Here is a 24,065-nt window from a genome sequence, read left to right on the forward strand (position 1 = left end):
TTTGCGAAAATTGCCTAGAAACTTAATAAATGACCCTTATTAAGCTTCTAAGGCAACAAAGTTTACGAAAAGAGCCTTTCTTAAAGAGTTTAAAAAAGTTAAAAAAAGGATCCATAGAGCTGGATCCCGAGATTTCTTTTATATAAGGTTTTTCACTTTATTCGTACAGCTGTCCATTGCTGCCATAATTGAACCCCGAAATTGCTTTTCTTCTAGGGTAGCAACTGCTTCAATCGTTGCTCCACCAGGAGTACACACATTATCTTTCAACTCACCAGGATGTTTACCCGTTTCAAGAACCATTTTTGCAGCCCCAAGAACTGCTTGAGCAGCAAGACGATACGCTTTATTCCTCGGTATTCCCTGCCTTACTCCTCCATCTGCCATCGCTTCGATTAACATATAAACATATGCAGGGGAGGAGCCGCTGATAGCAGGAACAGCATCCATAAGCTTTTCTTCCAGCCGTTCGGTCTTACTAAAGGTCTGAAACAAATGCTCCACCTCAACAATCTCGTTTTCGGTGAGATATTCATTCGCACATATCACACTCATACCTTCACTCACTACAGATGGAGTATTCGGCATTGTCCTAATCGACTTTACCTGGAAACCAAATGAATCCTCAATATCCTTTAAAGTAATTCCAGCAGCAATCGTTACAATGATTGCCGTTTGTTTAATATCATTCTTGATTTCTTCAATTACAATCGAATATAGATCTGGTTTCACCGCAATGATAAGAATGTCAGCAAACGTTGCAACATCTCTATTATGTAAAGAAGTGCGTATTTCATATTTTTGTTCGATCAATGTTGTCGTTTCAATTGTCTTAGCACTCGCCATGATGTTCTCGTTTGGAATCGTCAATGAGTTAACCATACCCTCCATCATTGCCTGAGCCATTTTTCCCGCCCCAATAAAACCTATTTTCTTTTTCAAGCTAATCTCCCCACCTATTTATACATTTCATTCTCTAAAATGATGATATTTTCTGCGTAAGTTGTTCTCCCCATTTCTTTTGTATTTTCAACTAACCTATATATATTATCACAACATTGTTTTGCACCTATAACTAATAATGGCACACCTATAAAATCAATTTTTAATCCCCTCGAAAAAAATCCACCCATGGACATGGCAAATGGGACCGTTGGTGAAGTGTTGGAGAATACAATTTTTTCTTCAAATTTAAATTTTTTTTGCAGCAATAAACACATTTCCTTTAATGCAGGAACAACATATTTGTTTCTTTTCCGTCCAAGCGTATAAACAGAATTTCCATCTTCATCCACTCCATGGAAAATAAGCTTTCCAAAATCAGCTTTCGTTAATTTATTGAAATACTTTACACTTAATATTTCTTCCTTTGTCAGTTTTCGTTCGGATTGAGGTAATTTTTTTAAATGGTAGGCCGCAGCTAAAGAAGTTGTATGCGTCCCGCCATAATCATTATAAATATATATCATGGAATCATCCCTTAATTTTTTTATGTATATTATGCTCCATATTGTAGTTGCCAATTCAAGGGAATGTTCTCTTCAAAAAAAAGAAGTTTATCACTCGGATAAACTTCTCTAGACTTATTTAGTTAAATCTTTTGGTGAAAAAGCCCCAGGAAGTAAATCCTTTACTAGAACCTTTTGAATATCACCTTTTAAATTTGTAAGCACAACTTCCATTTCATCATCGCAAAGTTCAGAAATCACTTGACGACAGGCACCACATGGTGGAACTGGGCGATCAGTGTCTGCAACGACCACGAGCGAATCAAATTCTGTAATTCCTTCCGAATACGCTTTAAACAAAGCGGTTCGCTCTGCACAGTTTGTCATACCGTAAGCCGCATTTTCAATGTTGCAGCCGTGGAATACTTGACCATCTTTAGATAATAGTGCTGCACCAACTTTAAATTTTGAATATGGTACATATGCAAACTCTCTTGCTTTATTTGCTTCTACAATTAGGTCTTTCTTTTCCATCATGTTCACGCTCCGCCAAGGAAATTAATGCTGCACTATTTTAGTAATCCATTCAAGAAGCACGCCGCCAAAATAGACCCCGAAAACACCTACTACTGCTGAAAATACTGGGGGAGCAGGTAGTGGAAGTTTTAAAAATTTAAACAACATACCAACTATTAAACCTGCAATTAATGCCATTATTACGTCTCTCATCGAATTAACCTCACAATAGATTTTTTAGTAATTACTTAATGAAAGCTCACCTTTACTGATTGAAACACCAGAACTTGCACCAATACGAGTTGCTCCTGCCTCAACCATTGCTAGTGCGTCTTCACGGCTTCGAACACCACCAGAAGCTTTCACACCAATTTCTGGACCGACTGTTTGACGCATCAAACGAATATCCTCGACAGTGGCTCCACCTGTAGAAAAACCTGTAGATGTTTTTACATAGTCTGCCCCAGCCTTAACAGAAATTTCGCATGCTCTCATTTTTTCTTCTTTAGTTAACAGGCAAGTTTCGATGATTACTTTGACCAATGCTTTTCCTTTAGCAGCCTCGACTACCGCACGGATATCCCTTTCCACCAAATCGTCTTGCTTATCTTTTAGTGCTCCAACATTAATAACCATATCGATTTCATTGGCTCCATTTTCAATAGCATTTTTTGTTTCAAATGCTTTTGTTTCAGGTGTAGTTGCCCCTAGAGGAAAACCAATTACTGTACATACTTTCACTTCTTTAGTCTCGGCTAGCATTTCAGCGGCTGTACGAACCCAAGTAGGATTAACACACACAGACGCAAATAAATATTCCTTTGCTTCTTCCACTAATTTTACAATTTCTTCTTTTGTTGCATCTGCTTTTAATAATGTATGATCAATCATTCCTACTACATTCTGTGTCATATTTTTCGTCTCCCTCAAAGTCAAAATTTATATATAAAATTTTAATGTCGTATATCACAATGTAACTATATCAAACCGACTGAACATTTGTAAATACATTTATGAACAAATGTAAAATTTTTTCTTGGTTAATTTTTATCAAGCAAGAATTGTGCAGTAAATTGGTCTGTAACGAGGACATTTGCATACCCGCCTTTTAGAGCACCGTATATTCCCTCAATTTTATTCGGCCCGCCTGCTACAAGAATGGATTGATCCTTTTTCTTTAAATCGTCCAATTTTACTCCAAGGGTTCGATCATTCAGGCTATCATTACATATTAGCCCGTTTTCATCAAAGAAACGTGAACAAATATCTCCCACAGCTTTTCCATATAGGGATTCCAAGTCACTCTCAGTAAAATAGCCTAACTGGAATAATAAAGAATCTGTTTTAATTGGACCAATTGTAAATACGGCAATATTTGCCTGACTGCCAAGTTCAAGGATTTTTCGAATATGACGGTCTGCCTCCATTGCCTGTTTTACAACAACATGGTCCACTATCGCTGGAAGTGGGAGATTATGTGGTGTTGTATGAAATGCCTTACCAAAAAGATATAAAATCTCTGATGCATACGTATTTGTTTCCGCATGACTTACACCACCCTTTAGTTGAACGACTTTTACCCCTTTTACAAATTTCTGCCTTAATTCAACTGCAATATGGTAAAGAGTCGTTCCCCATGTTACCCCAATAATGTCATCATCTTTAACAATTTCATCTAGATAAATGGCTGCTTTTTCCCCAAGGTAATTTTTTATCATGTGATCTTCATATTGTGGAATCGAAACGACAATTGCTTTTTTCAATTTGAACTTTTTTTCAAGTTCTGTCGCAAGATTCTCAACATCTTCCGTAGGATCTAATATTTTGATTTGGACAATACCGTCACTTTTTGCCTGCTGCAATAAACGCGACACAGTGGGCCGGGAAACGCCTAATTTTTTGGCAATTTCATTTTGATTATGATCCAATAGATAATAGAGCTTGGCTGCTTCAATGACTTTCGTTAATTTTTCACGATCCACTGTTATCACCTTACATTTAATATTTTCTCTTTATTGTAGCAAAAAAAATATTCGATATCACGGTAATTTTACATTTGTAAAAGTTAGCATGAATTTTATTTCAATTCATTTTAAAGAAGCTAAGCAGGAAAATGCATTTTAAGCAGTTATTATGGGGAACATTTATTAAGAAATATCGGGTCAGATTGACGAATTTAGAATCCGCTATTGATATGTATCTTTACTTTTATAATGAAAAATGATTCCTGTTAAGGAGGCGATTCTGTGCAGAATATGGGCGGATTTATTTTCCGAAATCGTAAGGTGGTACTCGTAATGTGGACATTGGTTATTCTCCTATTAGGATTGTTTGCGACCAAACTGCCGTCCGTCCTTAGCGGAAATGGTTTTGAGTATAAAGGTGAATATAATAAAACACGTCTACTTCTCGAAGAAGAATTTGGTCATGCTAAATCCTCGATTATCCTTGTTTTTGAAAAAGACAAAACCGTTAGTAATTTGGATTTCAGGAAATTTATTTTAGCCAACTTTGAAAAAATAAAAGATTATGATAACAGAAAGCAAATTATTTCCCCTTTGGAACATACAGGAATGATTAAAGATCAATATGCCTATGGGATTATTACTTTTAACAAAGAGGCAGACACCCTGGGAAAAGAAATCAACGAATTAAAGACTTTACTCGTTAATAGAAAGGGTCTAACGGTTACAATGACAGGGGAACCCATTATTGTTCAAGACCTTAATACTGCTAGCCAAGAGGATTTAGCGAAAGCGGAAATGATTGGTCTGCCTATTGCTTTAGTCGTTCTTATCCTAGCCTTTGGCGGTCTCATTGCGGCATCGCTCCCGATCGTCATTGGTGTCGTTTCGATATTATGTACCATGGGAGCCGTATACTTTTTTAGCTATGGCGCTAATTTAACGATCTTTATTTTAAATATTGTACCGATGATTGGGTTAGCACTAAGTATTGATTTTGCCTTATTATTTATTAATCGTTATAAAGAAGAATTGAAAACAAAATCGGTTAAGGATGCTCTTGAAATAACCGTTTCAACTGCCGGCCGTTCCATTATCTTTTCAGGACTTTGTGTTTTTATTGGTCTATCAGCGTTATGGTTTATCAAAATAGATATTTTTCAGAATGTCGCACTTGGCGGAATGACCGTTGTGTTAATTTCTGCCGTTTGTGCATTAACCTTACTTCCTGCGTTGCTTGGAGTGTTGGGAACTAAGATCAACAAATTAAGCATTTTGCCAGCAGTTGACAAGGAATCGATAAGTTTTTGGCACAAGTTTGCTAAATTTGTCATGAAACGCCCAATTCTTATGACTGTAGCGGCCCTGGCTCTTCTCCTAGCTGGATTGATTCCAGTTAAACAAATGATTTTAGCCATCCCTGGTACCGAGTCCCTGCCGCCAGATTACCCATCAAGAATTGCTTTAGAAACTTATAAAGATCATTTTGTATCTAATGAAACGAGCGATGACAAAAAGGTAATCGTCGTCCTTGAATCAAAAGGTAACATCCTTAATCTAAACAATCTTGAAAAAGTAAATAAAGTAGTTAAAAACTTTGAAAAAGATACACTTGTGAATTCCGTAACCTCACCTTTTTCCGCAACTGGATTAAAGGACGAGAACCAACTTTATCAAGCACTCACTCATGGGGATCAAACTGAGATTGCCCCGATTTTGGATTATTTTATTAGAGATAATAAAATGCTCATCGAGGTAAATTTAAAAACTGGGGAACATTCCGCTAAAGCAAGACAATGGGTTAGTGATTGGTCTAATCGAGATTTAGGTTTAAACGCTTCATTTGGCGGGGCGATTAAATTTGAGCAAGAAATTTTTTCTGAAATATACCAAAAAGCACCAGACGGACTATTATTAATTGTGGTTTCTACATTTATCATATTAATGGCCGCTTTCCGGTCCATTCTCATTCCTCTAAAAGCGATTCTGATGAACGTATTAAGCCTAAGCTGCACCTTTGGAATCCTTGTTTGGATTTTCCAGCAGGGTCATTTTGGCATCACACCTGTAGATATTGCGTTAATTTTACCTGTTTTTGTGTTCACTCTGGTTTTTGGACTTTCGATGGATTACGAAGTATTTCTTATATCCAGAATTCAGGAATTTTATTTAAAAACCGGGGATAACAGTGAAGCGACCATTGCTGGATTAACCTATACGAGTAAAATTATTACTTCTGCCGCTGCGATTATGATCGTCGTCACCGGAGCATTTGCCTTTACTGCCGTCATGCCAGTTAAACAGTTAGGAGTGGGTATTGCCATTGCTATCTTGATTGATGCAACCATTGTGAGGATGGTGTTAGTTCCTGCACTGATGAAACTACTTGGCGATTGGAACTGGTGGTTTTTTGGCCTAAGAAATAAAAAACAGTTGATGAAGAGAAAAAAGCCAGCCTAATCACAACAGACTGGCTCTTCCTCTTGATTGTCAAAAAGCATCATAATTCTGGTCGGAAAACGAATACTAAGATTACCTTTAATGCAAGATTTATGAAGGAGGGTAATCTAATTGAACAGAAAAACTTTTATTTTTCTTATCATCCTCTCCCTATTTGGGCTATGTCATCCTTCCAATTCGATTAAAGCTGAGAATACTCAAGTCAATCAAGGAGTCGTTGATTTACGTATTTTAGAAACGACTGATTTACATGCATCTTTAGTCAATTATGATTATTATCAAACAAAAGTAGACAACCGAATTGGCCTAGTCAAAACAGCCACTCTTATCCGGAAGGCAAGAAAGGAAGTCCAAAATTCTTTACTGTTTGATGATGGGGACCATCTTAAAGGGAATCCTCTTGGTGAATATTTGGCCAGAATTAGAGGAATCCATAAAGGAAAAATCCATCCTGTTTATCGTGCTTTTAATTTTTTAGGCTATGATGCCGTTGCCATTGGTAATCACGAATTTAACTATGGATTAGAATTCTTAAATGCGGTTGTAAAAGGAGCTAAGATGCCAGTCCTCAATGCGAATGTTTTCTCTGTAAAAAAGAAAAAGCCCTACTTTAAGCCCTATGTCATTTTGAAAAGAAATGTGAGGGACCAGAATGGGGAGAAACATAAACTAAACATTGGGGTAATTGCATTTATGCCGACACAAATTATGAAGTGGGATAAAGCTAATCTTGAAGGTAAGGTTATTGCTAAACCAATTGTTGATGCTGCAAATGAGTTTATCCCAATCATGAAAGCAAAAGGGGCAGATATTATTGTTGCTCTAGCCCATACAGGTATCAGCTATGAGGCCTATAGTGCAGAATCGGAAAATGCTGTCTATTATTTAACCAAAATTCCTGGAATTGATGTCGTATTAGCGGGGCATGCCCATAATGTCTTCCCAGGGCCTGTATTTAAACACTCTCCCAACACCAACATTGAAACGGGACAAATAAATGGAAAACCAGTCGTGATGGCGGGAGCTTTCGGTAGTCGTTTGGGGATTATTGATCTCAAACTTAAAAGACTCAATGGCAACTGGGTGGTATTAAATGGGATATCCTTAACAAGACCTATTGCTAATGATGATGGAACACCCCTTGTCAAGAAGGATAAACGTTTATATCAGTTAGTTAAACCAGAGCATCAGGAAACAATTGATTACATTAATAAATTGGGGCTTTAAGGTTAAACTTTTCTTTACATTTAAAGTTTAGTTTTATAAAATTATGTTGAAAATATATATGGAATATCTATTGGGGGAGTCTGTCACACAGGCTCCTTTTTGTCGTTTTTCATAGGTGTTTCCATTAAAAAACTTGGGAGAAGAGGTTACAACATGTCAACACAAGCACTAATCGCATTAGGTGTATTTTTAATCACCTATGCCTTTATCGTCACAGAAAAGATCCATCGTACGATTATTGCCATGACAGGCGGAATTATAATGGTATTACTAGGAATTGTTGGACAGGAAAAGGCCCTTCATCATATCGATTTTAATACTCTCGGATTATTGACCGGCATGATGCTCATCGTTGCAATAACTTCTGAGACAGGCCTATTCAAATACATAGCTATTTGGTCAGCCAAAAAAGTGAAAGGAGATCCCTTAAAAATTTTGCTGGTGCTCGGAACGATTACGGCATTGGGGTCAGCCTTTTTAGATAATGTAACAACAGTGCTATTAATGGTTCCAGTTACATTCAGTATCACGAGACAATTACGGGTTAATCCAATTCCCTTTTTAATAACTGAAGTGATTGCCTCTAATATTGGTGGAACATCAACGCTGATTGGCGACCCTCCGAATATCATGCTCGGCAGCGCTGTGAAGGAACTTACCTTTATGGCATTTATTAATAATCTTACGGCGATATCTTTCTTTATCTTATTTGTTAATATTGGAATCTTAGCATTCATTTATCGTAAGCAGCTTCGTACAACAGATGAATTAAAGGCCAATTTAATGGACTTAGATGAAAAGGAAGAAATAACAGATACAAAGTTATTAATTAAGTCATTAATTGCTCTCTCGTTCACTATTATTGGGTTTTTCCTCCATCAGCTTTTTCACGTTGAATCTGCTACTGTTGCATTAGCCGGGGCCTTTCTGTTACTTCTTTTAACCGGGGAAAAATATTTAGATAAAGCATTTTCAAAAGTAGAATGGACGACCATTTTCTTCTTTATCGGACTCTTTGTATTGGTATCAGGATTGATAGAAACTGGGGTCATTTCGTTATTAGCAGATTACTCTGTCCACCTGACCGGAGGAGATGTTACATCTACATCGATCTTAATTCTCTGGGTTAGTGCTATTGCATCCGCATTTATTGATAATATTCCATTTGTCGCAACCATGATTCCGATGATTAAAGATATGGGGGAACTTGGAATTACTAATTTAGAGCCACTCTGGTGGAGTTTATCCTTAGGGGCATGTCTTGGCGGGAATGGCACATTAATTGGCGCTAGTGCCAATGTGATTGTTGCTGGTCTAGCAGCAAAGGAAGGGCATCCGATTACTTTTGGAAAATTCTTGTTAATTGCCTTTCCTTTAATGATTTTATCAATCCTAATCAGTACAGTTTACATATATTTAAGATATCTAATTTAGGGGGAGTAAGATGAATATAGCGTATAAGTTTAACGATCAAATTCTTGATTTGAAAGAAGAAGTTAACGGAGATGATTTTGAATTTACATTAACCTTTTTTGATAACAATTGGAAGAAAGAAATAGAGAAAATCCGCGAGTATTTTAATTCGAATACCATTCTAACTGATATCCATATATATATTCATCCAAATAATAAGATTCAGATTATCGTTAGAAAAGACTTCTATAATGAATTTTTAATCCAATTGTTTAGACAACAATTAGTCCAAGAGATTAAATGGATATAATGAAATGGCTGCCATTTATGTGGCAGCCATTTCATTATAGGACGTAACTTTAAAGTCTTAATTGTTAAGTTCTTTAAAAGATTTAACAACATTGTCAACTGTGAACCCATACTTCTCTAGTAAAATACTTTCAGGTGCAGATGCACCAAACTGATTAATGGCGATAACACGGCCGGTGTCTCCAATATATTCTCTCCAACCAATGGATGAACCCATTTCAATAGCAAGTCGTGCTTTCATATTCTTAGGCAGAATGGCCTCTTTATATTCAAGTGATTGTTTTTCAAAGCGATCCCAACTTGGCATACTGACGACTGATACAAAAATCCCTTCACTTTCAAGCTCTTGTTGAGCAGCTATTGCTAAAGCTACTTCTGAACCTGTTGCAAGCAATAATCCACTAGCTTCGCCTTTTGCTTCCGAAACAACATAAGCGCCTTTTTTAACACCTTCATAAACCGTTTGCTGCCCAAGTGCTAGGGTTGGCAGGTCCTGACGTGTTAATACTAGTGCGGTCGGAGTATCTGTGCTTTCCAATGCTAATCTCCAAGCAGCAACTGTCTCCTTCGCATCTGCAGGGCGAAGAATAGAAATTCCTGGCATTGCACGTAATGCAGCCAACTGCTCAACTGGTTCATGAGTAGGCCCGTCTTCGCCTACAGCGATGCTATCATGTGTAAAAACATAAGTAACTGGAAGCTTCATTAATGCTGCAAGTCGAATCGCTGGACGTAAATAGTCAGAGAATACGAAGAAGGTTGAACCAAATACTTTCACTCCACCATGTAGCGACATTCCATTCAGTGCAGCACCCATCGCAAATTCCCGAACTCCAAACCAAATATTGCGGTCTGCATAGCTATCAATATAGTAATTTTTTTCTGATGTAATAAGTGTTTTGTTCGATCCTGCTAAATCGGCAGACCCCCCAAGAAATTGTGGGACGACATTAGCTAGCGCATTCAGGGTTTTCCCTGATGATACACGAGTCGCGATTTTTTCACCTGCAGTAAAAGCTGGTAAAGCGTCTTCCCAATTTGCAGGAAGCTCTCCAATGATAGCCGCTTCAAATTGTGCAGCGAGTTCAGGGTAGTCATTCTTGTAGCTCGTATATAATTCATACCAGGCATTTTCTTTGAGTCGTCCATCTTGTGTAAATTTGTTGAAATGATCTTTTACTTCTTCAGGAACGTAAAATGGCTCTTCATTGTTCCAATTATATGCAGCTTTTGTTAACTTCATTTCTTCATTACCTAGTGGAGACCCGTGAGATGCAGATTTTCCAGCTTTATTTGGAGAACCATAACCAATCACGGTTTTAACCTCAATTAAAGTAGGGCGATTCAAGTCTGCTTTTGCCTCTTGTAATGCTTTTTGAATCGCATCAGTATCATTTCCATCTTCCACACGAATTACTTGCCAGCCATAAGCTTTGAATCTATCCTCCACACTTTCAGAGAAGGATAAATGCAAATCGCCGTCCAATGAAATGTCATTTGAATCATACATGACAATTAATCTACCAAGTTTAAGGTGGCCTGCCAGGGATGCTGCTTCAGCTGATACACCTTCCATTAAGTCGCCGTCTCCACAAATACTATAAGTGTAATGATTAACAACGTCGTATCCTTCTTTGTTGTATGTAGCTGCAAGATGTCTTTCCGCCATTGCCATCCCCACAGCCATAGCAACCCCTTGTCCTAATGGCCCTGTCGTTGCTTCTACCCCAGGAGTGTGACCAAATTCAGGGTGACCAGGTGTTCTGCTTCCCCATTGACGGAAGTTTTTCAAATCATCAATAGTCACATCGTAATTAAATAAGTGCAATAAACTATATAAAAGCATTGATCCATGACCAGCTGATAAAACAAACCTGTCTCTGTTAAACCAGTTCGGATTCAATGGGTTATGATTCATTTCTTTTGCCCAAAGCGTGTAAGCCATTGGTGCTGAACCCATAGGCATACCGGGATGGCCAGAGTTGGCCTTTTCGATCCCATCAATGGAAAGAGTACGAATTGTATTAATTGCTAATTGATCAAGTTTTGTTTCATTTACTAATGTTTTCATATTTTTTTGACACTCCAAATCTATTAGAATTGTATGCTTCCTTACTATAGAGAGGGGGTACTTACTCTTTAGACTTTGTTTCTTCACTGCCCAAAGCCTTCCAGACCATTTCGTAAACCATTTTCAAGGGAATGTTATGAAGTCGTGCAATGCTTTTGCATTCTTCAAATTCTGGAGCACTTTGCACGACTTGTCCATTATACATTCCTTCTTTTACGGTCACAGGCCCCCACTCTGTTGGAACCTTCCTAAACATTCGTTCCAACCGATGTACCGTTAAAGGGTAATAACGGACCCCTAGTGTTGTGGTTTCCATAAAAAGAATTTCTTTAATTTTAGATACGTATTTCTGTGAACAAAGTAATTGAAGTAATACACCCGGTCTATTTTTTTTCATATAAATCGGTGAATAAAAAACATCATTTGCCCCAGCCTCAAAAAGCAGGTCCATTACATAGCCAAGCCATTCTCCAGGAATATCATCAAGGTTAACCTCCATTTTGACCATTTGTTCATCGATATGTTCATGATTCGAAGGATGTAATACCACTAGACAAACTCCTTTCGTTCAGCATTTTTACATATGTGCAGGACCCTTACTACATTAAGAAACAGACAATAAGCTTATTCACCGATTATGACACGGAGTACATTGGGGTGGCTTTTAAACGTTTTTGTTCCTGCTCCGTAGCCAATTGAATTTATCTTTATTGAAGGAATGGTACCAAATTCCTCCGCAAGAACAGAGACGATCGCTGCACCTGTCGGTGTGGTTAACTCCGCTCTAATATCTGTCTGATCAATTGGTACACCTTTTAGTATTTCTAAAGTGGCAGGTGCAGGGACAGGATAAATCCCATGATCTATATGAATACGGCCTGTTCCCACTGGGATAGGCGAGGATTTTATTACGTCTATCTCTAATTGATGAATTAAGATAGCTGCACCGATAATATCAATAATCGAATCTACTGCCCCTACTTCATGAAAATGGACCCTCTCTAATGGAACTCCATGGATGTGTCCTTCCGCTTCACCAATTTTTTTAAAGATTTTTAATGCCATTTCTTTCACAGTTTCTGCAAAACCAGCACCCTCAATTAATTCAACAATGTCTTTATATGCTCGGTGGTGGTGTTCATGGGCATGGTGGTGCTCATGGGCATGGTGATGATCATGATGATGGTGGTGTTCATGGTCGTGGTGTTGATCATCGGCATAATGGTGATCATGACCATGCGAGTGGTCATTGTTCACTAACACCACATCAAATTTTATACTTGTAATCCCATTCTTCACTAGCTTTTTCCATGTCAGCGTATACTCATCATCTATATGAAGTTTTTTTAATTCTTCCACTAGCCGCTCGGGATCTGCCCCCGCATCGATAAGTGCTCCAATGACCATATCTCCGCTGATACCTGAAAAACAATCAAAATAAAGTGTCTTCAATTTTTCCCTGCCCCTTTTTGTGCAAGTTGATCAATTAATACTGCGTTATATCCCCCGCCAAACCCATTATCAATATTCACGACACTAATCCCTGATGCACATGAATTCAACATGGTTAATAAGGCAGATAATCCATTGAAATTTGCCCCATACCCAACACTTGTTGGGACCGCAATAACAGGATGTGAAACAAGTCCGCCAACTACGCTTGGAAGCGCCCCTTCCATACCTGCAACTACAACAGAGACAGTGGCATTTTGAATTTCTTCCGCGTGGCTTAACAGGCGATGAATTCCAGCAACTCCAACATCATAGATACGATGGACCTTGCTGCCTAGTACTTCAGCTGTAACAGCCGCTTCTTCGGCAACCCGTAAATCCGAGGTACCTGCACAAATCACAGCAATATACCCTTGCTGCGAATTTTCATTAACATGGTCTTCTTTCCAAAAAAGGATTTGCGCTTCTTCTTTGTAGATAAATTCAGGGCATGATTTTTGGATAATTTCTGCCTTTTCTTTGGAAATTCGCGTTGCGAGTACTTGTGTGTTACGTGCTCTTAACACTTGGATAATCGAAATGATTTGCTCTGTCGTTTTCCCTTCACCGTATACAACCTCTGGGAAGCCTTGGCGTTTCTTGCGATGATGGTCCACTTTTGCAAATCCCAAATTTTCAAATGTTGCTAATTTCAATTTGGCTTCTTCGATACTTAGGGTTCCTCTTTGAACTTGCTCTAGAATCTCTTCAAGCATTCGTTCCCCCCCTTATTTAGCTTCAAAAATATTTTGACATCCCACTTGCCAAACTTTCATATTTCTCATAAATAATTCTATATTTTTCACTATTTTCTACATTCGGAACAATTGCTTCACCCATTGGTATATTCTTTTTAATTTCTTCAAATGAATTAACTTTCCCTACTGCCACTAAAGCCGTCCAAGCTGCACCCCATGCGGCACTGTGATAACTCTCTGGCACATAAATTTCCGCTTCGAATACATCAGCCATCATTTGCAGCCAGAATGGAGACCTAGATAAACCACCGTTAACATATATCTTTTGATGTTTCCCAGCTAACCGCTCTAATGCCTTGCCTATTTGATAGAGGTTAAAGGTAATACCTTCTAGTACTGCACGGATAAAATGTTCTCTTTTATGTGTAACAGATAATCCAAAGAAGTTCCCTTTTGCCCGTTGATTCCAAATCGGCGCTCGTTCGCCATTTAAATAAGGGTGAAAGATAACTCCGTCTGCACCAAGTGGAACCTTTTCGGCTTCCGCAAGGAATTCAGAGAAGTCTCTTGGGTCATTCAAAAGTTCTTTTAACCATTGTAAAGCAATCCCGCCATTATTGGTTGGCCCTCCAATGATTGTGGTATTTTCTGTAAAGGAATAACAAAACGTTTCTTGATTTTCACTTATCTTAACGCTTCTCGTGATTTGCCTGATAGCCCCGCTGGTTCCAACCGAGACGGCAACTTCACCAGGGAGAATCGCTCCAATTCCTAAATTTGCCAATTGCCCGTCAGCAGCACCGATAACAAAAGGAAGGGCAGAATTTATTCCCATTTCTTCAGCAATTTGAGGATTAATCCCTGTTAATATCTCAGTGGGCGGGACAATTCTAGAAAGCTGTTCTTCATGAATATCAATTAGAGATAATAATTTTTGATTCCAAGTGTGTGTGTCAGGATTAAATAACCCTGTTGCAGATGCCATCGAATAATCAATAACCCTTTGATTAAACCAGCTTTGGAGTATATACTCTTTTATCGACATGAAGTACTTTGCCTGAAGGTAGGGTTCATATTTTGTTTCTTTCATCCATAACAGCTTAACGAATGGTGTCATTGGATGAACCGGTGTCCCTGTCTTTGAATAAATCTCTTTACCCATTGTTTCTATCAATGTCTCCGCTTGTATATAACTTCTTCCATCCGCCCAAATTAAGGCCGGAGATATTGGACTGCCCTGCTCATTTACACATATAAGTGAATGCATTGCAGCTGAAAATCCAATTGAAACTAACTCATTTTTCTCAATACCTGCTTTTTGGATCGCCTCTTTTATGGCTTGTACAGCTGATTGTTCAATCTCAATCGGGTTTTGTTCCACCCATCCTTGCTTTGGATAATTGAATGTATTCATTCTCTCGGCAACTGCGATTAATTTACCTTGTAAATCAAATACACATGCTTTAACACTAGTAGTTCCGATATCAAGTCCAATTACAACTTCTCTTGACATGCTTCATCTTCCTTTTCACATAACAATAAGTAATATTGGAATTCATAATGTCCTTAATTGCTATAATATGATCTTTAAAATAAGAGGCTTTGGATCATCCAAAGCCATTTTTTATTTGTTTTCCTAAACAAAATTTGCAGAGCAGAACGCTTAAACAGACAGCACCTTATTCATGCTTCCACTCTGATATCCAATTAAATCTAATGTGATATATTTGTATCCAAAGCCTTGTAATGATTTTACGATCGAGTCATGATGTTCAAGAATCTTCTTCATTTCATTTGGTTCTACTTCAATCCTAGCAATATCCTGATGCGTCCGTACCCGTACCTGATGGATATCAAGTGATTTTATATATGCCTCGGCTTTTTCAACCTTCGTTAACTTTTCTTTAGTAATATATTCTCCGTAAGCAATTCTTGAAGAAAGACAGGCTAAGGATGGTTTATCCCATGTCGGCAAATCATATTTCCGGGAGAGGTCTCTGATTTCGTGTTTAAACAGGTTAGCTTCTAGGAGTGGACCGCGTATCCCCTTTTCTTTAGCCGCTTTCATACCTGGTCGAAATTCATTCATATCGTCGGCTATGACTCCATACACCACATTTTGAAAGCCCTTCTCTTCCATGACTGGAAGTATATGATCAAATAAACTGCTTTTGCAAAAATAACATCGATTTTTATTGTTTTCTGCATATCCAGGGATTACAAGTTCGGATGTTTCAATCACTTGGTGCCTGACACCTATTTGATTTGCCAGTACTTTTGCCTCTTCAAGCTCACTAGAAGGGTAGCTTTCAGAGTCTGCTGTTACAGCGAGAACATGATCAGCGCCTAGAGCATCCACAGCAGCCTTTAATAAAAAAGTACTGTCCACTCCTCCTGAAAATGCTACAACCACGGATTCCATTTCTTGGAGAATAGACGTTAATTTTTTGTATTTCTCTGTTAGCATGGTCCTTTTCTCCCCCTATCCCTTTTCTAAATTAAAGTCAGCCATTGTTAATTTATTTATTTATCTGTTGATTTATGTGCACGTTGGATTATATTGTCATGCTGCCAAAGCCGCCATCAACTCGAATGAGTGTTCCTGTTACGAAACTAGACGCTTTCTCAGAGGCAAGCCACACAGTAGCACCTTGTAACTCTTCCGCCTCACCAAAACGATTCATTGGCGTATGTCTCATGATTGATTCAATTCGTTCTTTGTCTAAAATTTTGCGATTTTGTTCCGCAGGGAAAAATCCTGGAATAATTGCATTGACACGAATACCATTTGGAGCAAATTCACGTGCTAAAAATTGCGTAACACTGTTAATGCCTGCTTTTGATACGGAATACGTAAACACTCTTGAAAGTGGTGTTGTTGAAGAAACAGATGAGATATTGATGATGCTTCCTTTTCTTTCCTGATCAATCATTTTCTTTGCGAAAATCTGGCAGGTTAACACAATTCCTTTTAGGTTTATATCCATAATTTTGTCCCATTCTTCCATATCAAGTTCAAAAAATGGTGTCGCACTATTTGTACCTGGAGCATTTAAAAGAATGTCCCAGCCGCCGGACCATTGTTCAATTTCGTTTGCAACGTTCACTAAAGATTCCTTTGAACTAACATCTGCAGAAAATGCCTTAGCTTCTCCGCCACTCTCCTTAATTTCCTTGACAACTTCCTCTGCTTTTTCAAGATTACGTCCTACAATTGCAACTTTTGCACCGTGTGATGCCAAGCCTTTTGCCATTGCTGATCCTAAGACACCATTTCCACCAATTGCAACAGCCACTTTGCCACCTAAATCAAATAATTTTGACATCTTTTCTTCTCTCCCTTTTCTATTAAAATAAATTTCCCTCTGCATTGAACGGAATATCATAAAGATCTGAACATTGTTCCATATTAGGATGCTGTTTCACATTTTCAAGTAAAGGCTCAGACACTTCAATTTCACTTAAAACTAAGGTATTTTTAATGCGGACTAATTTGACGTTTCTAAAATCTAAAATATTGCATGTTTTTATCGCAGCTTGGATAGCTTGTTTATCATTTGGTAAGGTCGTAGCAATTTTTGTAGGAGCAACAACGGTTGAAGTTAATCCATTTGCATAAGTTCCTTCTTTATCCATCTTGTCTACCAACCTTTGTGTCGTAAAGTCTGCCGTTCCTACTCCATTGGCATTTCCCTCTGATTGATGAGTCACGTCGAGTACCACCATCTTGTTAACGTCAGGTCCACCAGATGCATATGGAGTGGGATATCGTCCTGTAATATTAGGATCCATTCCATCACCACTAATATTTTTGCCAATTTCATCTATAACGAGGACATCTAATTGGTCAAAGAATAGCTTAGGTAATAACTCTTTTGCTTTTTTTTGTAGTTCTGGTTCTTTATTAATAATCTCTTCCGGAGTAAGTACTTCAATAATAGCTACTTTATCAAATGCATTTTCAACTGTTGCAACCCCGAAAAGTACGGGTGTCTTTTCCATGATGATTTTCGCCATGGCTGGAACATTTTCTGCCATATACCTAAAGCCCATTTGATGACAGGCTTCCGCGCCTTTTTGCTTCCCTAAGCCAATACTAATCATCTTCATCATTCCACTTTCAACAGGTCCCCGAAAAGCTGTGTGTGGTTTCACACGATTAATCACAACGATTCCATCCGCTTCTGAAGCAAACTTATCCACATAAACTGGTAATCCATTTGGTAGTTCACTAATCTTCACTACCTCCATTGAAGAGCGAATCTCGCAACCGACTCTTTCTTCAGTTACTCCAAGATGTGCTAAAACTTCACGTTGGCCATCTGCAGTGGCACCCCCGTGACTACCCATACTTGGTACAATGAAAGGTTTTGCACCCAAATCCTTTAAAAACTGTACGGTTACTGCGGTCATTTCAACAAGACGGTCGAGTCCCCGGCTGCCAACAGCAATTGCAATTTCCATTCCAGGCTGGATTTTTTTCTGAATATGTTCTTGCTGTAGTTTCGCTTCCAGGGTTGTACCAAGGTCATCTATTTTTTTGTTATCAAAGTTAACTTTGACTTTTGCCATTTTAGGAACTGGAATATCTTTTAATAATTCTTGTAGGATCCCCATGTTTACAGCACTCCTTTTAACCCTTAAGTTTCCTCATTCAATCCTATTCCATGTATTGATGAAAGTTATAAACGATAATTCACCTTGTAATCCCTTACAAAAGAAACAGAAAAAATATAAAAAAGTATTTTTATGGAATTTGTTTACCAAACAAACTAATTACCTGTATAATAACATTACGGACAAATTACGTCAATAACTATGAGATTTTTCCTTTTAAAAAACTATATTAAAGCTCATTCTTAATTCGGCACCTTGTTGAATGGAGCTAAAAATCAACAGGAAAGTTTATAACAGCCTAAAAAGTAAGGAGGTTCTTTATGCTCACAGGNNCAGGGGATGCCGCATTTATCAAAAAAATGAACAAATCGTTAATCTTAAGTAAAATTGTTGAGCATAAATTGATATCTAGATCTGAACTTGCAAAAATTACAGGATTAAATAAAGCAACGATCTCTGTACAGGTATCAGAGTTATTGGACAAAGAAATCATTACTGAAACACAACAGGAACACAAAAGTTTAGGAAGAAGGCCCATTATGCTCTCAGTTAACCGTGAGGCAGGTTTTGTCCTGGGAATCGACCTAGATAAACATTCCATTACATTTGCCCTATCAGATTTAATCGGTACTTCTGTCCAGAATGAAATAATTGAACTGCATGTATCTGATTATGATGGTATTTTGAAGTTATTAATTGAACAGATAAAAGTTTATAAACGTAAATACGCACATACTCATTATGGTCTTGTGGGAATTGCGATTGGAATACATGGTATCGTGAATAAAGATGAATTGATTGATTTTGTTCCTCAACACGGCTGGCAAAACAAAACCTTAAAAAAAGACTTAGAAGCTGAAATTGGAGTCGATGTTTACATCGAAAATAATGCAAACTTATGTTCTATAGCGGAAAATGTGTACAAGCACCACCAAAGTACAAACTTATTATCTGTCAGTTTGTATTCTGGAATTGGCCTAGGCTTCATCATCAACGGTGCATTATTCAAAGGATATCACGGTTATGCGGGTGAAATCGGGCATATGATTGTCGTTCCAAATGGATTACCGTGCAGCTGTGGAAATTTAGGATGTTGGGAACAATATACCTCTGAATCGAGTTTTTTTACCAAATTGGCTGTGAATCAAAGAGAACTTGGTGACAACTTTGAAGACTGCCATCATCTCTTCAATGAGCAGAATCCTATTTTCATCAAAGAGATGGCTCAATTTATTCTGTTCCTTTCTATTGGACTAAATAATTTAATTAACCTTTATAATCCTGAAATTATTGTGGTAAATAGTGAAATTCTTCGTTTATATCCAAATACTGTTGAAAAACTTAAAGCGCATCTCAATTCTTCCATTAGCCATTATTCTGAACTGTTTATTTCAGATTTTGGCAAAAAGGCATGTATTATGGGAGCTTGTGCTTTGGCCATTCAAAACTTTCTAGGGGTTTCAGAGTTATGTTTAACTGCAAGCGAAGATGTGTGATCTAGATAGAGAAACAAAACAGAAACGTTTTAATGGTGGATACGTACCATTTAATCTTTCTGAAACAGTTAAAACCAATTCTCGCAACTAACATGTGGATTGGTTTTTTTGTCTTCATTACCAATACCGATAAAAAAAGTGCCTGACACTTTAGTGCCTGACACCCATTTTTACTGCCTAACTTTTATGGTCGACTAATTTTAAAACCAATCGTTAAATCCTAATTTTCTCAAGTGATTTGCTGAAATTTCTAGACATTCGAATGGGTCGCGGCCATAGGTATCATCTTGTTCAACCAAGAAAAACTGTGCACCACTTTCCAAACCTGCTTCCATAATCGCTTTGATATCAAGGTTTCCTTCCCCAAGTTCCGCAAATTCAATTGTATTCGTAAAGACTTGCATGAATTTAGATATATCGCTAAAGTCTAATTCACTTATATCCATCTGTCCGATGCGGTAATCTTTTAGGTGCAGTAAAGAAATACGGCCAGCGTATTTTTTTACAAACTCGACCGGATTGACACCTGCTCTTTGAATCCAGTGTACATCTAACTCAAAACCAAGTTTAGTGGTGTTATTTTTAATAATATCTAATAAATATTCACCATCATATTTTTGGAACTCGAGGTGATGTGTATGGTAATACAATTCAATTCCATACTCTGCTAATCTATGAGCCATTTCTTCTGCCTTTTTAATAAAATCCATGATTTTATCTTTATGACCCATACAAGTTAGAGGCAGCATTCCAATACGTAAGAAATTACAGTCAAGAGTCTTACAATCAGTAACAATTTTGTCAAAATCATTCGTTAAAGTCTCGCCGGGTGCACCAGGCAGCATAGGTTCTAAAGCAGCGGACATCGCAGCAATTTTGATGTCAAAGTCGACACTCGCTTTTCTTAAATCAGCTACATTTTCAGCTGTCATTGGAATTTGGGAAATCTCTACTGCATGATATCCAAGTTCCTGAATTCTTCTCATTGTTTCATAGGCACCAAGCTCATCCACTTTACCTTTAAGCATCATCATTTGAACGCCGATTTTACCCTTTTTCATGGTTATCCCTCCATTTTTATTTTTTGTTTTGTCTCTGAAGAGAGAAGAATAGCATCGATCATTTGCATGGAAACGAGTGCATCCTTTGCATGAAGATAATCAAGGCTGTCCTGCAAAATACAGTAATAGAATTGATTGATCGTTTTCGCATGACTGGCACCATAATAGAATTTTGAGCCAGGCAGCTTAGCGTCCTCTACCAATTCTTCCTTTTTACCCTCTTCATTTACTCTTGTAAGAATGCTGTCCTTAATGGTGAATTTACCTTTTTCAAAAATCACCTGAAGCTCAACACTAGAATTAACAGCATTACCGTTTGTCGAAAAAAATAATCCCTTTGCTCCATTTGCGAAGTGAATATGGGCAGTTGCAGTATCTTCCACATCAATGCCATAATCCAACAATTGGTCAACGGAACCTCTGATTGAGTCAATTTTCCCGCCAACAAGCTGCATTAAATCTAATGTATGAAGAGCTTGATTGATCATTGTACCACCGCCTGCATACTTCTTTTGACCCCGCCAAGGCTTAGCCTCGTAATATTCCTTCGACCTAAACCAGGCCACCAATCCTTTTACGCCTATAACCTTGCCATATTCGCCGCCATCCACAATATCCTTAAGCATTTCAAAAGATTCATTGTAACGGTTTTGCAGACACACACCGATTTTAACATCACAATGTTTATCCTCTAGGTGAACAAGTGCCTGTCCTTCTTCTGCGTTTATGCCCAGCGGCTTTTCTTGAAAAACGTGGACTCCTTTTTCTACACAATCTTTTGTTACAGGATAGTGTAGATAGTGAGGCAGACAATTATGGACAACATCAAGGTTTTCTTTTTCAAGCATCTCGTGATAATCCGTATAAAAGTTTACCCCTGGTACGGTATCTTTTAATGATTCATTATTATCACAAACTGCCACTAACTCAGCATTTGGGTTAGCTTGTATAGCTGGTATATGAATTTTAGAAATATCTCCAAGTCCAATTACTGCTACTTTTAGCATCAGCCTATCCCCTTTTACAAACGAACTCATTGCTAAACCGCTATGAGTTCGTTTGATTGATTTATCTCTTTAAATGGTGTTGATTATTTTCTTACAGGATACTTACCTTCTTCTTCGATCTTTTTGTTTAATTCTGCTAAGAATAATTCTTCGTCAAATGGAAGCTCAACTTCTTTACCTAACCAGCTTGATAAGTGGATAGCGTTTGCCAAGGCAACTCCATTGATACCATCGCTTCCAAGTGCGACTAATGGTGTACCATCTAAGATATTTGCAGCAAAATTCTCCAAGACAGCAATATGTTGACCACCCCATACACTTTCGAATACGATCTCTTCTGTGCTATAAATATCTGAAGTGTCTCCACCCATGAAAATACTCATGACATCTTGCATGTTCATTGTCGCATTCATTTCTGGTTCAGGCTTGTGAAGTTTTTTGATGGTAATTTTTTTGCTGTCATCAACAACGATTTTTCCATTGTCACCTAAAATTTCAAAACGGTCTGTTCCAAGAACATCATGTGTACAAGTAACAAATACACCTGTTGCACCGTTTTCATATTCAAATACAGCTGTTACTTCATCTTCTACAGCGATATCACGTTGGTAGCCATATTTAACAGTTGAAGAAACCTTTTTTGGCATTCCGCAAATCCATTGAAGTAAATCGATTTGGTGTGGTGCTTGGTTAACAAGGACACCGCCGCCTTCGCCTCCCCATGTTGCTCTCCATTCGCTTTGGTTGTAATAACCTTGTGGTCTCCACCATGTAGTGATCATCCAGTTTGTACGGCGGATACTACCAATTTCTTCACTATCAATTAGTTCTTTCAGTTTTTGATAAAGTGGGTTTGTTCTTTGGTTAAACATAATCGCATAGGTTAAGTCTGGCTTTGTTGCCGCAAATTCGTTTAGTTCTTTTACTTGTTTTGTATAAACACCTGCTGGTTTTTCAACTAATGCATGGATGTTTTTGCTCAAAGCTTCGATTCCCATCTCTGGGTGTAGGTAATGCGGTACACATGTCACGACTGCATCCACGTCACCGCTTTCAAGCATTTTAGTATAGTTGTCATAAAAAGGAACGTTAGGATATTTTTCTGCTGCTACTGCCTTTTTATCTGGGTCATTGTCACAAATTGCTCCAATCACCATGTTTTTAACTTTTCCTTCTGAAATAAATCCAGCGTATGTTCCACCTTGTGCTCCAAGACCAACAATACCTAATCTTACCTGTTTCATTTTTACTTCTCCTCGCTTTCAATTTTATTAAGAATTTCTAAAAGTGCTTCATATTGAAGCTTATAGCCGCCGGCACCATCCAGCCCTTTGTTGTCCTTAATAATCTCGGTCGCATCCTCAAGCTCTAAATCCTTTAGAGAATCAAAGAGGACGAGATGTGGTTCAAGAGTTAAAAAGCCTTTGTAGCCGCTCTTAATAAACAGAGCTAATAATTCAGGTATTTTACCTTCACCAGTTCCACAGACAACGTTTTGACTATCTGATGTTACAGCATCCTTTATGTGTATATAAACAATCTCATCCTTAAGAAGATTGAAACACTCCTGGGTGTCCTCACCACACTGAACAAAGTTAGCAAAATCAAAAATCCCCTTAAAGTGCGCAGAGCCAACCTCTATTAAAATCTCATGACATCGTCTTGCAATATCTCCATAGATGTCCTTTTCATTTTCATGTAATAAGATAACATTGTATTTTTCCGCAATTGACGCAAACTCTTTTAGTTTGTTAATCACTTCATCTTTATATTGGTCTGGGTCTTCACCCTTTGGAATGTAAAAACTGAATATACGAATATATTTACAATCTAAAAAGTTAGCAATTTGGCAAAGCGTGTCCAATATTAGCTTTTGCTCTGCAAAGCCGTCTTCATCATTGATGAAGACTTTACCAATTGGTGAGCCGATAGAAGAAACACCTATTCCAGCCTTTTGAAGCCTTGGTTGAACATTTTCTTTAATTTCCTCGACAGTAAAGTCACCTATATTTTTCCCATCAATACCGCGTAATGAAATATATTTCATACCTAAATTTGAGACAACCTCAAGCTGGGTATCAAAATTAGATGAAATTTCGTCTGAAAACCCCGAAATCAATAAATCATTATTCACTTTAGACTGTTCCTCCTTTTTTCTATAGGTTGTCAACAGACCTTTTGCTATCATCTACAAATCAGGATTAGATGATTTATGCTTTAATCATAAATGAAAACGTTTTTTTGGTCTCGTAATATTTTGCGAATAGTAGTAAAATGTTTATAAAAA

23 protein-coding genes are annotated in these 24,065 nt (G+C 37.8%); 5 read left to right on the forward strand and 18 right to left on the reverse strand.

What is annotated here, in order from left to right; all coding sequences use genetic code 11:
* Positions 1–138: 138 nt before the first annotated feature.
* The 6 genes from proC to V7137_RS15900 all read right to left on the reverse strand — a co-directional run bounded on the left by proC (position 139) and on the right by V7137_RS15900 (position 3,946).
* A complete protein-coding gene (gene proC / locus V7137_RS15875) occupies positions 139–942 on the reverse strand; it encodes a pyrroline-5-carboxylate reductase (RefSeq protein WP_335698983.1) in 804 nt (267 codons plus the stop codon).
* A gap of 14 nt (positions 943–956) precedes the next feature.
* Positions 957–1,469, reverse strand: a complete 513-nt coding sequence (locus V7137_RS15880; protein ID WP_335698984.1) for a DUF3189 family protein — start codon at positions 1,467–1,469, stop codon at positions 957–959.
* A gap of 114 nt (positions 1,470–1,583) precedes the next feature.
* A complete protein-coding gene (locus V7137_RS15885; RefSeq protein WP_218350105.1) occupies positions 1,584–1,982 on the reverse strand; it encodes a cytidine deaminase in 399 nt (132 codons plus the stop codon).
* A 24-nt stretch (positions 1,983–2,006) separates the two neighbouring features.
* Entirely contained in the window at positions 2,007–2,177 is a 171-nt protein-coding gene (locus V7137_RS15890) for a DUF1427 family protein (RefSeq protein ID WP_088085922.1), read from the reverse strand.
* A 24-nt stretch (positions 2,178–2,201) separates the two neighbouring features.
* The gene (gene deoC, locus V7137_RS15895; RefSeq protein WP_335698985.1) at positions 2,202–2,876 is read right to left on the reverse strand and encodes a deoxyribose-phosphate aldolase; all 675 of its coding nucleotides are present in this window, start codon (positions 2,874–2,876) and stop codon (positions 2,202–2,204) included.
* 128 nt (positions 2,877–3,004) lie between these two features.
* Entirely contained in the window at positions 3,005–3,946 is a 942-nt protein-coding gene (locus V7137_RS15900) for a sugar-binding transcriptional regulator (RefSeq protein WP_335698986.1), read from the reverse strand.
* A gap of 273 nt (positions 3,947–4,219) precedes the next feature.
* Between V7137_RS15900 and V7137_RS15905 the strand changes: the two genes are divergently transcribed.
* The 4 genes from V7137_RS15905 (at position 4,220) to V7137_RS15920 (ending at position 9,338) form a co-directional block, all read left to right on the forward strand.
* Positions 4,220–6,388, forward strand: coding sequence for an MMPL family transporter (locus tag V7137_RS15905; RefSeq protein ID WP_335699022.1), 2,169 nt, complete (start codon positions 4,220–4,222; stop codon positions 6,386–6,388).
* A gap of 111 nt (positions 6,389–6,499) precedes the next feature.
* Positions 6,500–7,615: a metallophosphoesterase gene (locus tag V7137_RS15910; RefSeq protein ID WP_335698987.1), complete on the forward strand. Its 1,116-nt coding sequence runs from the start codon at positions 6,500–6,502 to the stop codon at positions 7,613–7,615.
* Positions 7,616–7,768: 153 nt separating this feature from the next.
* Complete coding sequence (locus V7137_RS15915; RefSeq protein WP_335698988.1) at positions 7,769–9,049, forward strand: ArsB/NhaD family transporter; 1,281 nt, start codon at positions 7,769–7,771, stop codon at positions 9,047–9,049.
* A gap of 10 nt (positions 9,050–9,059) precedes the next feature.
* Positions 9,060–9,338, forward strand: a complete 279-nt coding sequence (locus tag V7137_RS15920) for a hypothetical protein (protein WP_335698989.1) — start codon at positions 9,060–9,062, stop codon at positions 9,336–9,338.
* A 57-nt stretch (positions 9,339–9,395) separates the two neighbouring features.
* Here the strand turns inward: V7137_RS15920 and tkt are convergent, their stop codons facing one another.
* The 8 genes from tkt to V7137_RS15960 form a co-directional block, all read right to left on the reverse strand.
* Entirely contained in the window at positions 9,396–11,408 is a 2,013-nt protein-coding gene (gene tkt, locus V7137_RS15925) for a transketolase (protein ID WP_335698990.1), read from the reverse strand.
* Between the two features lie 61 nt (positions 11,409–11,469).
* Positions 11,470–11,916, reverse strand: coding sequence for a nickel insertion protein (gene larC, locus V7137_RS15930; protein WP_420490140.1), 447 nt, complete (start codon positions 11,914–11,916; stop codon positions 11,470–11,472).
* Positions 11,917–12,032: 116 nt separating this feature from the next.
* Positions 12,033–12,860 carry a LarC family nickel insertion protein gene (locus V7137_RS15935; protein WP_335698992.1) on the reverse strand — a complete coding sequence of 276 codons (828 nt, stop codon included), beginning with the start codon at positions 12,858–12,860 and terminating at the stop codon, positions 12,033–12,035.
* Positions 12,857–13,615: a nickel pincer cofactor biosynthesis protein LarB gene (larB, locus tag V7137_RS15940; RefSeq protein WP_335698993.1), complete on the reverse strand. Its 759-nt coding sequence runs from the start codon at positions 13,613–13,615 to the stop codon at positions 12,857–12,859. Before larB ends, V7137_RS15935 begins: the two co-directional genes overlap by 4 nt.
* A gap of 22 nt (positions 13,616–13,637) precedes the next feature.
* Positions 13,638–15,110: a gluconokinase gene (locus tag V7137_RS15945; RefSeq protein WP_335698994.1), complete on the reverse strand. Its 1,473-nt coding sequence runs from the start codon at positions 15,108–15,110 to the stop codon at positions 13,638–13,640.
* A 150-nt stretch (positions 15,111–15,260) separates the two neighbouring features.
* Positions 15,261–16,064: an ATP-dependent sacrificial sulfur transferase LarE gene (larE, locus tag V7137_RS15950; protein WP_335698995.1), complete on the reverse strand. Its 804-nt coding sequence runs from the start codon at positions 16,062–16,064 to the stop codon at positions 15,261–15,263.
* Positions 16,065–16,152: 88 nt separating this feature from the next.
* Complete coding sequence (locus tag V7137_RS15955; protein WP_335698996.1) at positions 16,153–16,923, reverse strand: SDR family oxidoreductase; 771 nt, start codon at positions 16,921–16,923, stop codon at positions 16,153–16,155.
* A gap of 22 nt (positions 16,924–16,945) precedes the next feature.
* Positions 16,946–18,214 carry a lactate racemase domain-containing protein gene (locus tag V7137_RS15960; protein ID WP_335698997.1) on the reverse strand — a complete coding sequence of 423 codons (1,269 nt, stop codon included), beginning with the start codon at positions 18,212–18,214 and terminating at the stop codon, positions 16,946–16,948.
* Positions 18,215–18,753: 539 nt separating this feature from the next.
* Between V7137_RS15960 and V7137_RS15965 the strand changes: the two genes are divergently transcribed.
* Positions 18,754–19,710 (forward strand): ROK family protein, encoded by a 957-nt coding sequence (locus tag V7137_RS15965; protein WP_438825619.1) that lies wholly within the window; start codon positions 18,754–18,756, stop codon positions 19,708–19,710.
* 200 nt (positions 19,711–19,910) lie between these two features.
* Here the strand turns inward: V7137_RS15965 and V7137_RS15970 are convergent, their stop codons facing one another.
* From V7137_RS15970 to V7137_RS15985, 4 genes are all read right to left on the reverse strand, one after another.
* On the reverse strand, positions 19,911–20,771 hold the full coding sequence (locus tag V7137_RS15970) for a sugar phosphate isomerase/epimerase family protein (protein WP_335698999.1): 861 nt from the start codon (positions 20,769–20,771) through the stop codon (positions 19,911–19,913).
* 2 nt (positions 20,772–20,773) lie between these two features.
* Entirely contained in the window at positions 20,774–21,778 is a 1,005-nt protein-coding gene (locus tag V7137_RS15975) for a Gfo/Idh/MocA family protein (protein ID WP_335699000.1), read from the reverse strand.
* A gap of 83 nt (positions 21,779–21,861) precedes the next feature.
* Entirely contained in the window at positions 21,862–23,022 is a 1,161-nt protein-coding gene (locus V7137_RS15980; RefSeq protein WP_335699001.1) for a Gfo/Idh/MocA family protein, read from the reverse strand.
* Positions 23,023–23,024: 2 nt separating this feature from the next.
* Complete coding sequence (locus tag V7137_RS15985; RefSeq protein ID WP_335699002.1) at positions 23,025–23,912, reverse strand: sugar phosphate isomerase/epimerase family protein; 888 nt, start codon at positions 23,910–23,912, stop codon at positions 23,025–23,027.
* Positions 23,913–24,065: the final 153 nt, after the last annotated feature.

The organism is Neobacillus drentensis, assembly GCF_036962765.1.
In the GTDB taxonomy this organism is placed as follows: Bacteria; Bacillota; Bacilli; order Bacillales; family Cytobacillaceae; genus Neobacillus; species Neobacillus drentensis_C.

Coding starts and splice junctions, on each gene's coding strand:
- V7137_RS15880 (WP_335698984.1), bottom strand. CDS start 1,469: ATGATATATATTTATAATGATTATGGCGGGACGCATACAACTTCTTTA.
- V7137_RS15885 (WP_218350105.1), bottom strand. CDS start 1,982: ATGGAAAAGAAAGACCTAATTGTAGAAGCAAATAAAGCAAGAGAGTTT.
- V7137_RS15890 (WP_088085922.1), bottom strand. CDS start 2,177: ATGAGAGACGTAATAATGGCATTAATTGCAGGTTTAATAGTTGGTATG.
- deoC (WP_335698985.1), bottom strand. CDS start 2,876: ATGACACAGAATGTAGTAGGAATGATTGATCATACATTATTAAAAGCA.
- V7137_RS15905 (WP_335699022.1), top strand. CDS start 4,220: ATGGGCGGATTTATTTTCCGAAATCGTAAGGTGGTACTCGTAATGTGG.
- V7137_RS15915 (WP_335698988.1), top strand. CDS start 7,769: ATGTCAACACAAGCACTAATCGCATTAGGTGTATTTTTAATCACCTAT.
- V7137_RS15920 (WP_335698989.1), top strand. CDS start 9,060: ATGAATATAGCGTATAAGTTTAACGATCAAATTCTTGATTTGAAAGAA.
- tkt (WP_335698990.1), bottom strand. CDS start 11,408: ATGAAAACATTAGTAAATGAAACAAAACTTGATCAATTAGCAATTAAT.
- larC (WP_420490140.1), bottom strand. CDS start 11,916: ATGGTCAAAATGGAGGTTAACCTTGATGATATTCCTGGAGAATGGCTT.
- larB (WP_335698993.1), bottom strand. CDS start 13,615: ATGCTTGAAGAGATTCTAGAGCAAGTTCAAAGAGGAACCCTAAGTATC.
- V7137_RS15945 (WP_335698994.1), bottom strand. CDS start 15,110: ATGTCAAGAGAAGTTGTAATTGGACTTGATATCGGAACTACTAGTGTT.
- larE (WP_335698995.1), bottom strand. CDS start 16,064: ATGCTAACAGAGAAATACAAAAAATTAACGTCTATTCTCCAAGAAATG.
- V7137_RS15955 (WP_335698996.1), bottom strand. CDS start 16,923: ATGTCAAAATTATTTGATTTAGGTGGCAAAGTGGCTGTTGCAATTGGT.
- V7137_RS15960 (WP_335698997.1), bottom strand. CDS start 18,214: ATGGGGATCCTACAAGAATTATTAAAAGATATTCCAGTTCCTAAAATG.
- V7137_RS15965 (WP_438825619.1), top strand. CDS start 18,754: ATGCTCTCAGTTAACCGTGAGGCAGGTTTTGTCCTGGGAATCGACCTA.
- V7137_RS15970 (WP_335698999.1), bottom strand. CDS start 20,771: ATGAAAAAGGGTAAAATCGGCGTTCAAATGATGATGCTTAAAGGTAAA.
- V7137_RS15975 (WP_335699000.1), bottom strand. CDS start 21,778: ATGCTAAAAGTAGCAGTAATTGGACTTGGAGATATTTCTAAAATTCAT.
- V7137_RS15980 (WP_335699001.1), bottom strand. CDS start 23,022: ATGAAACAGGTAAGATTAGGTATTGTTGGTCTTGGAGCACAAGGTGGA.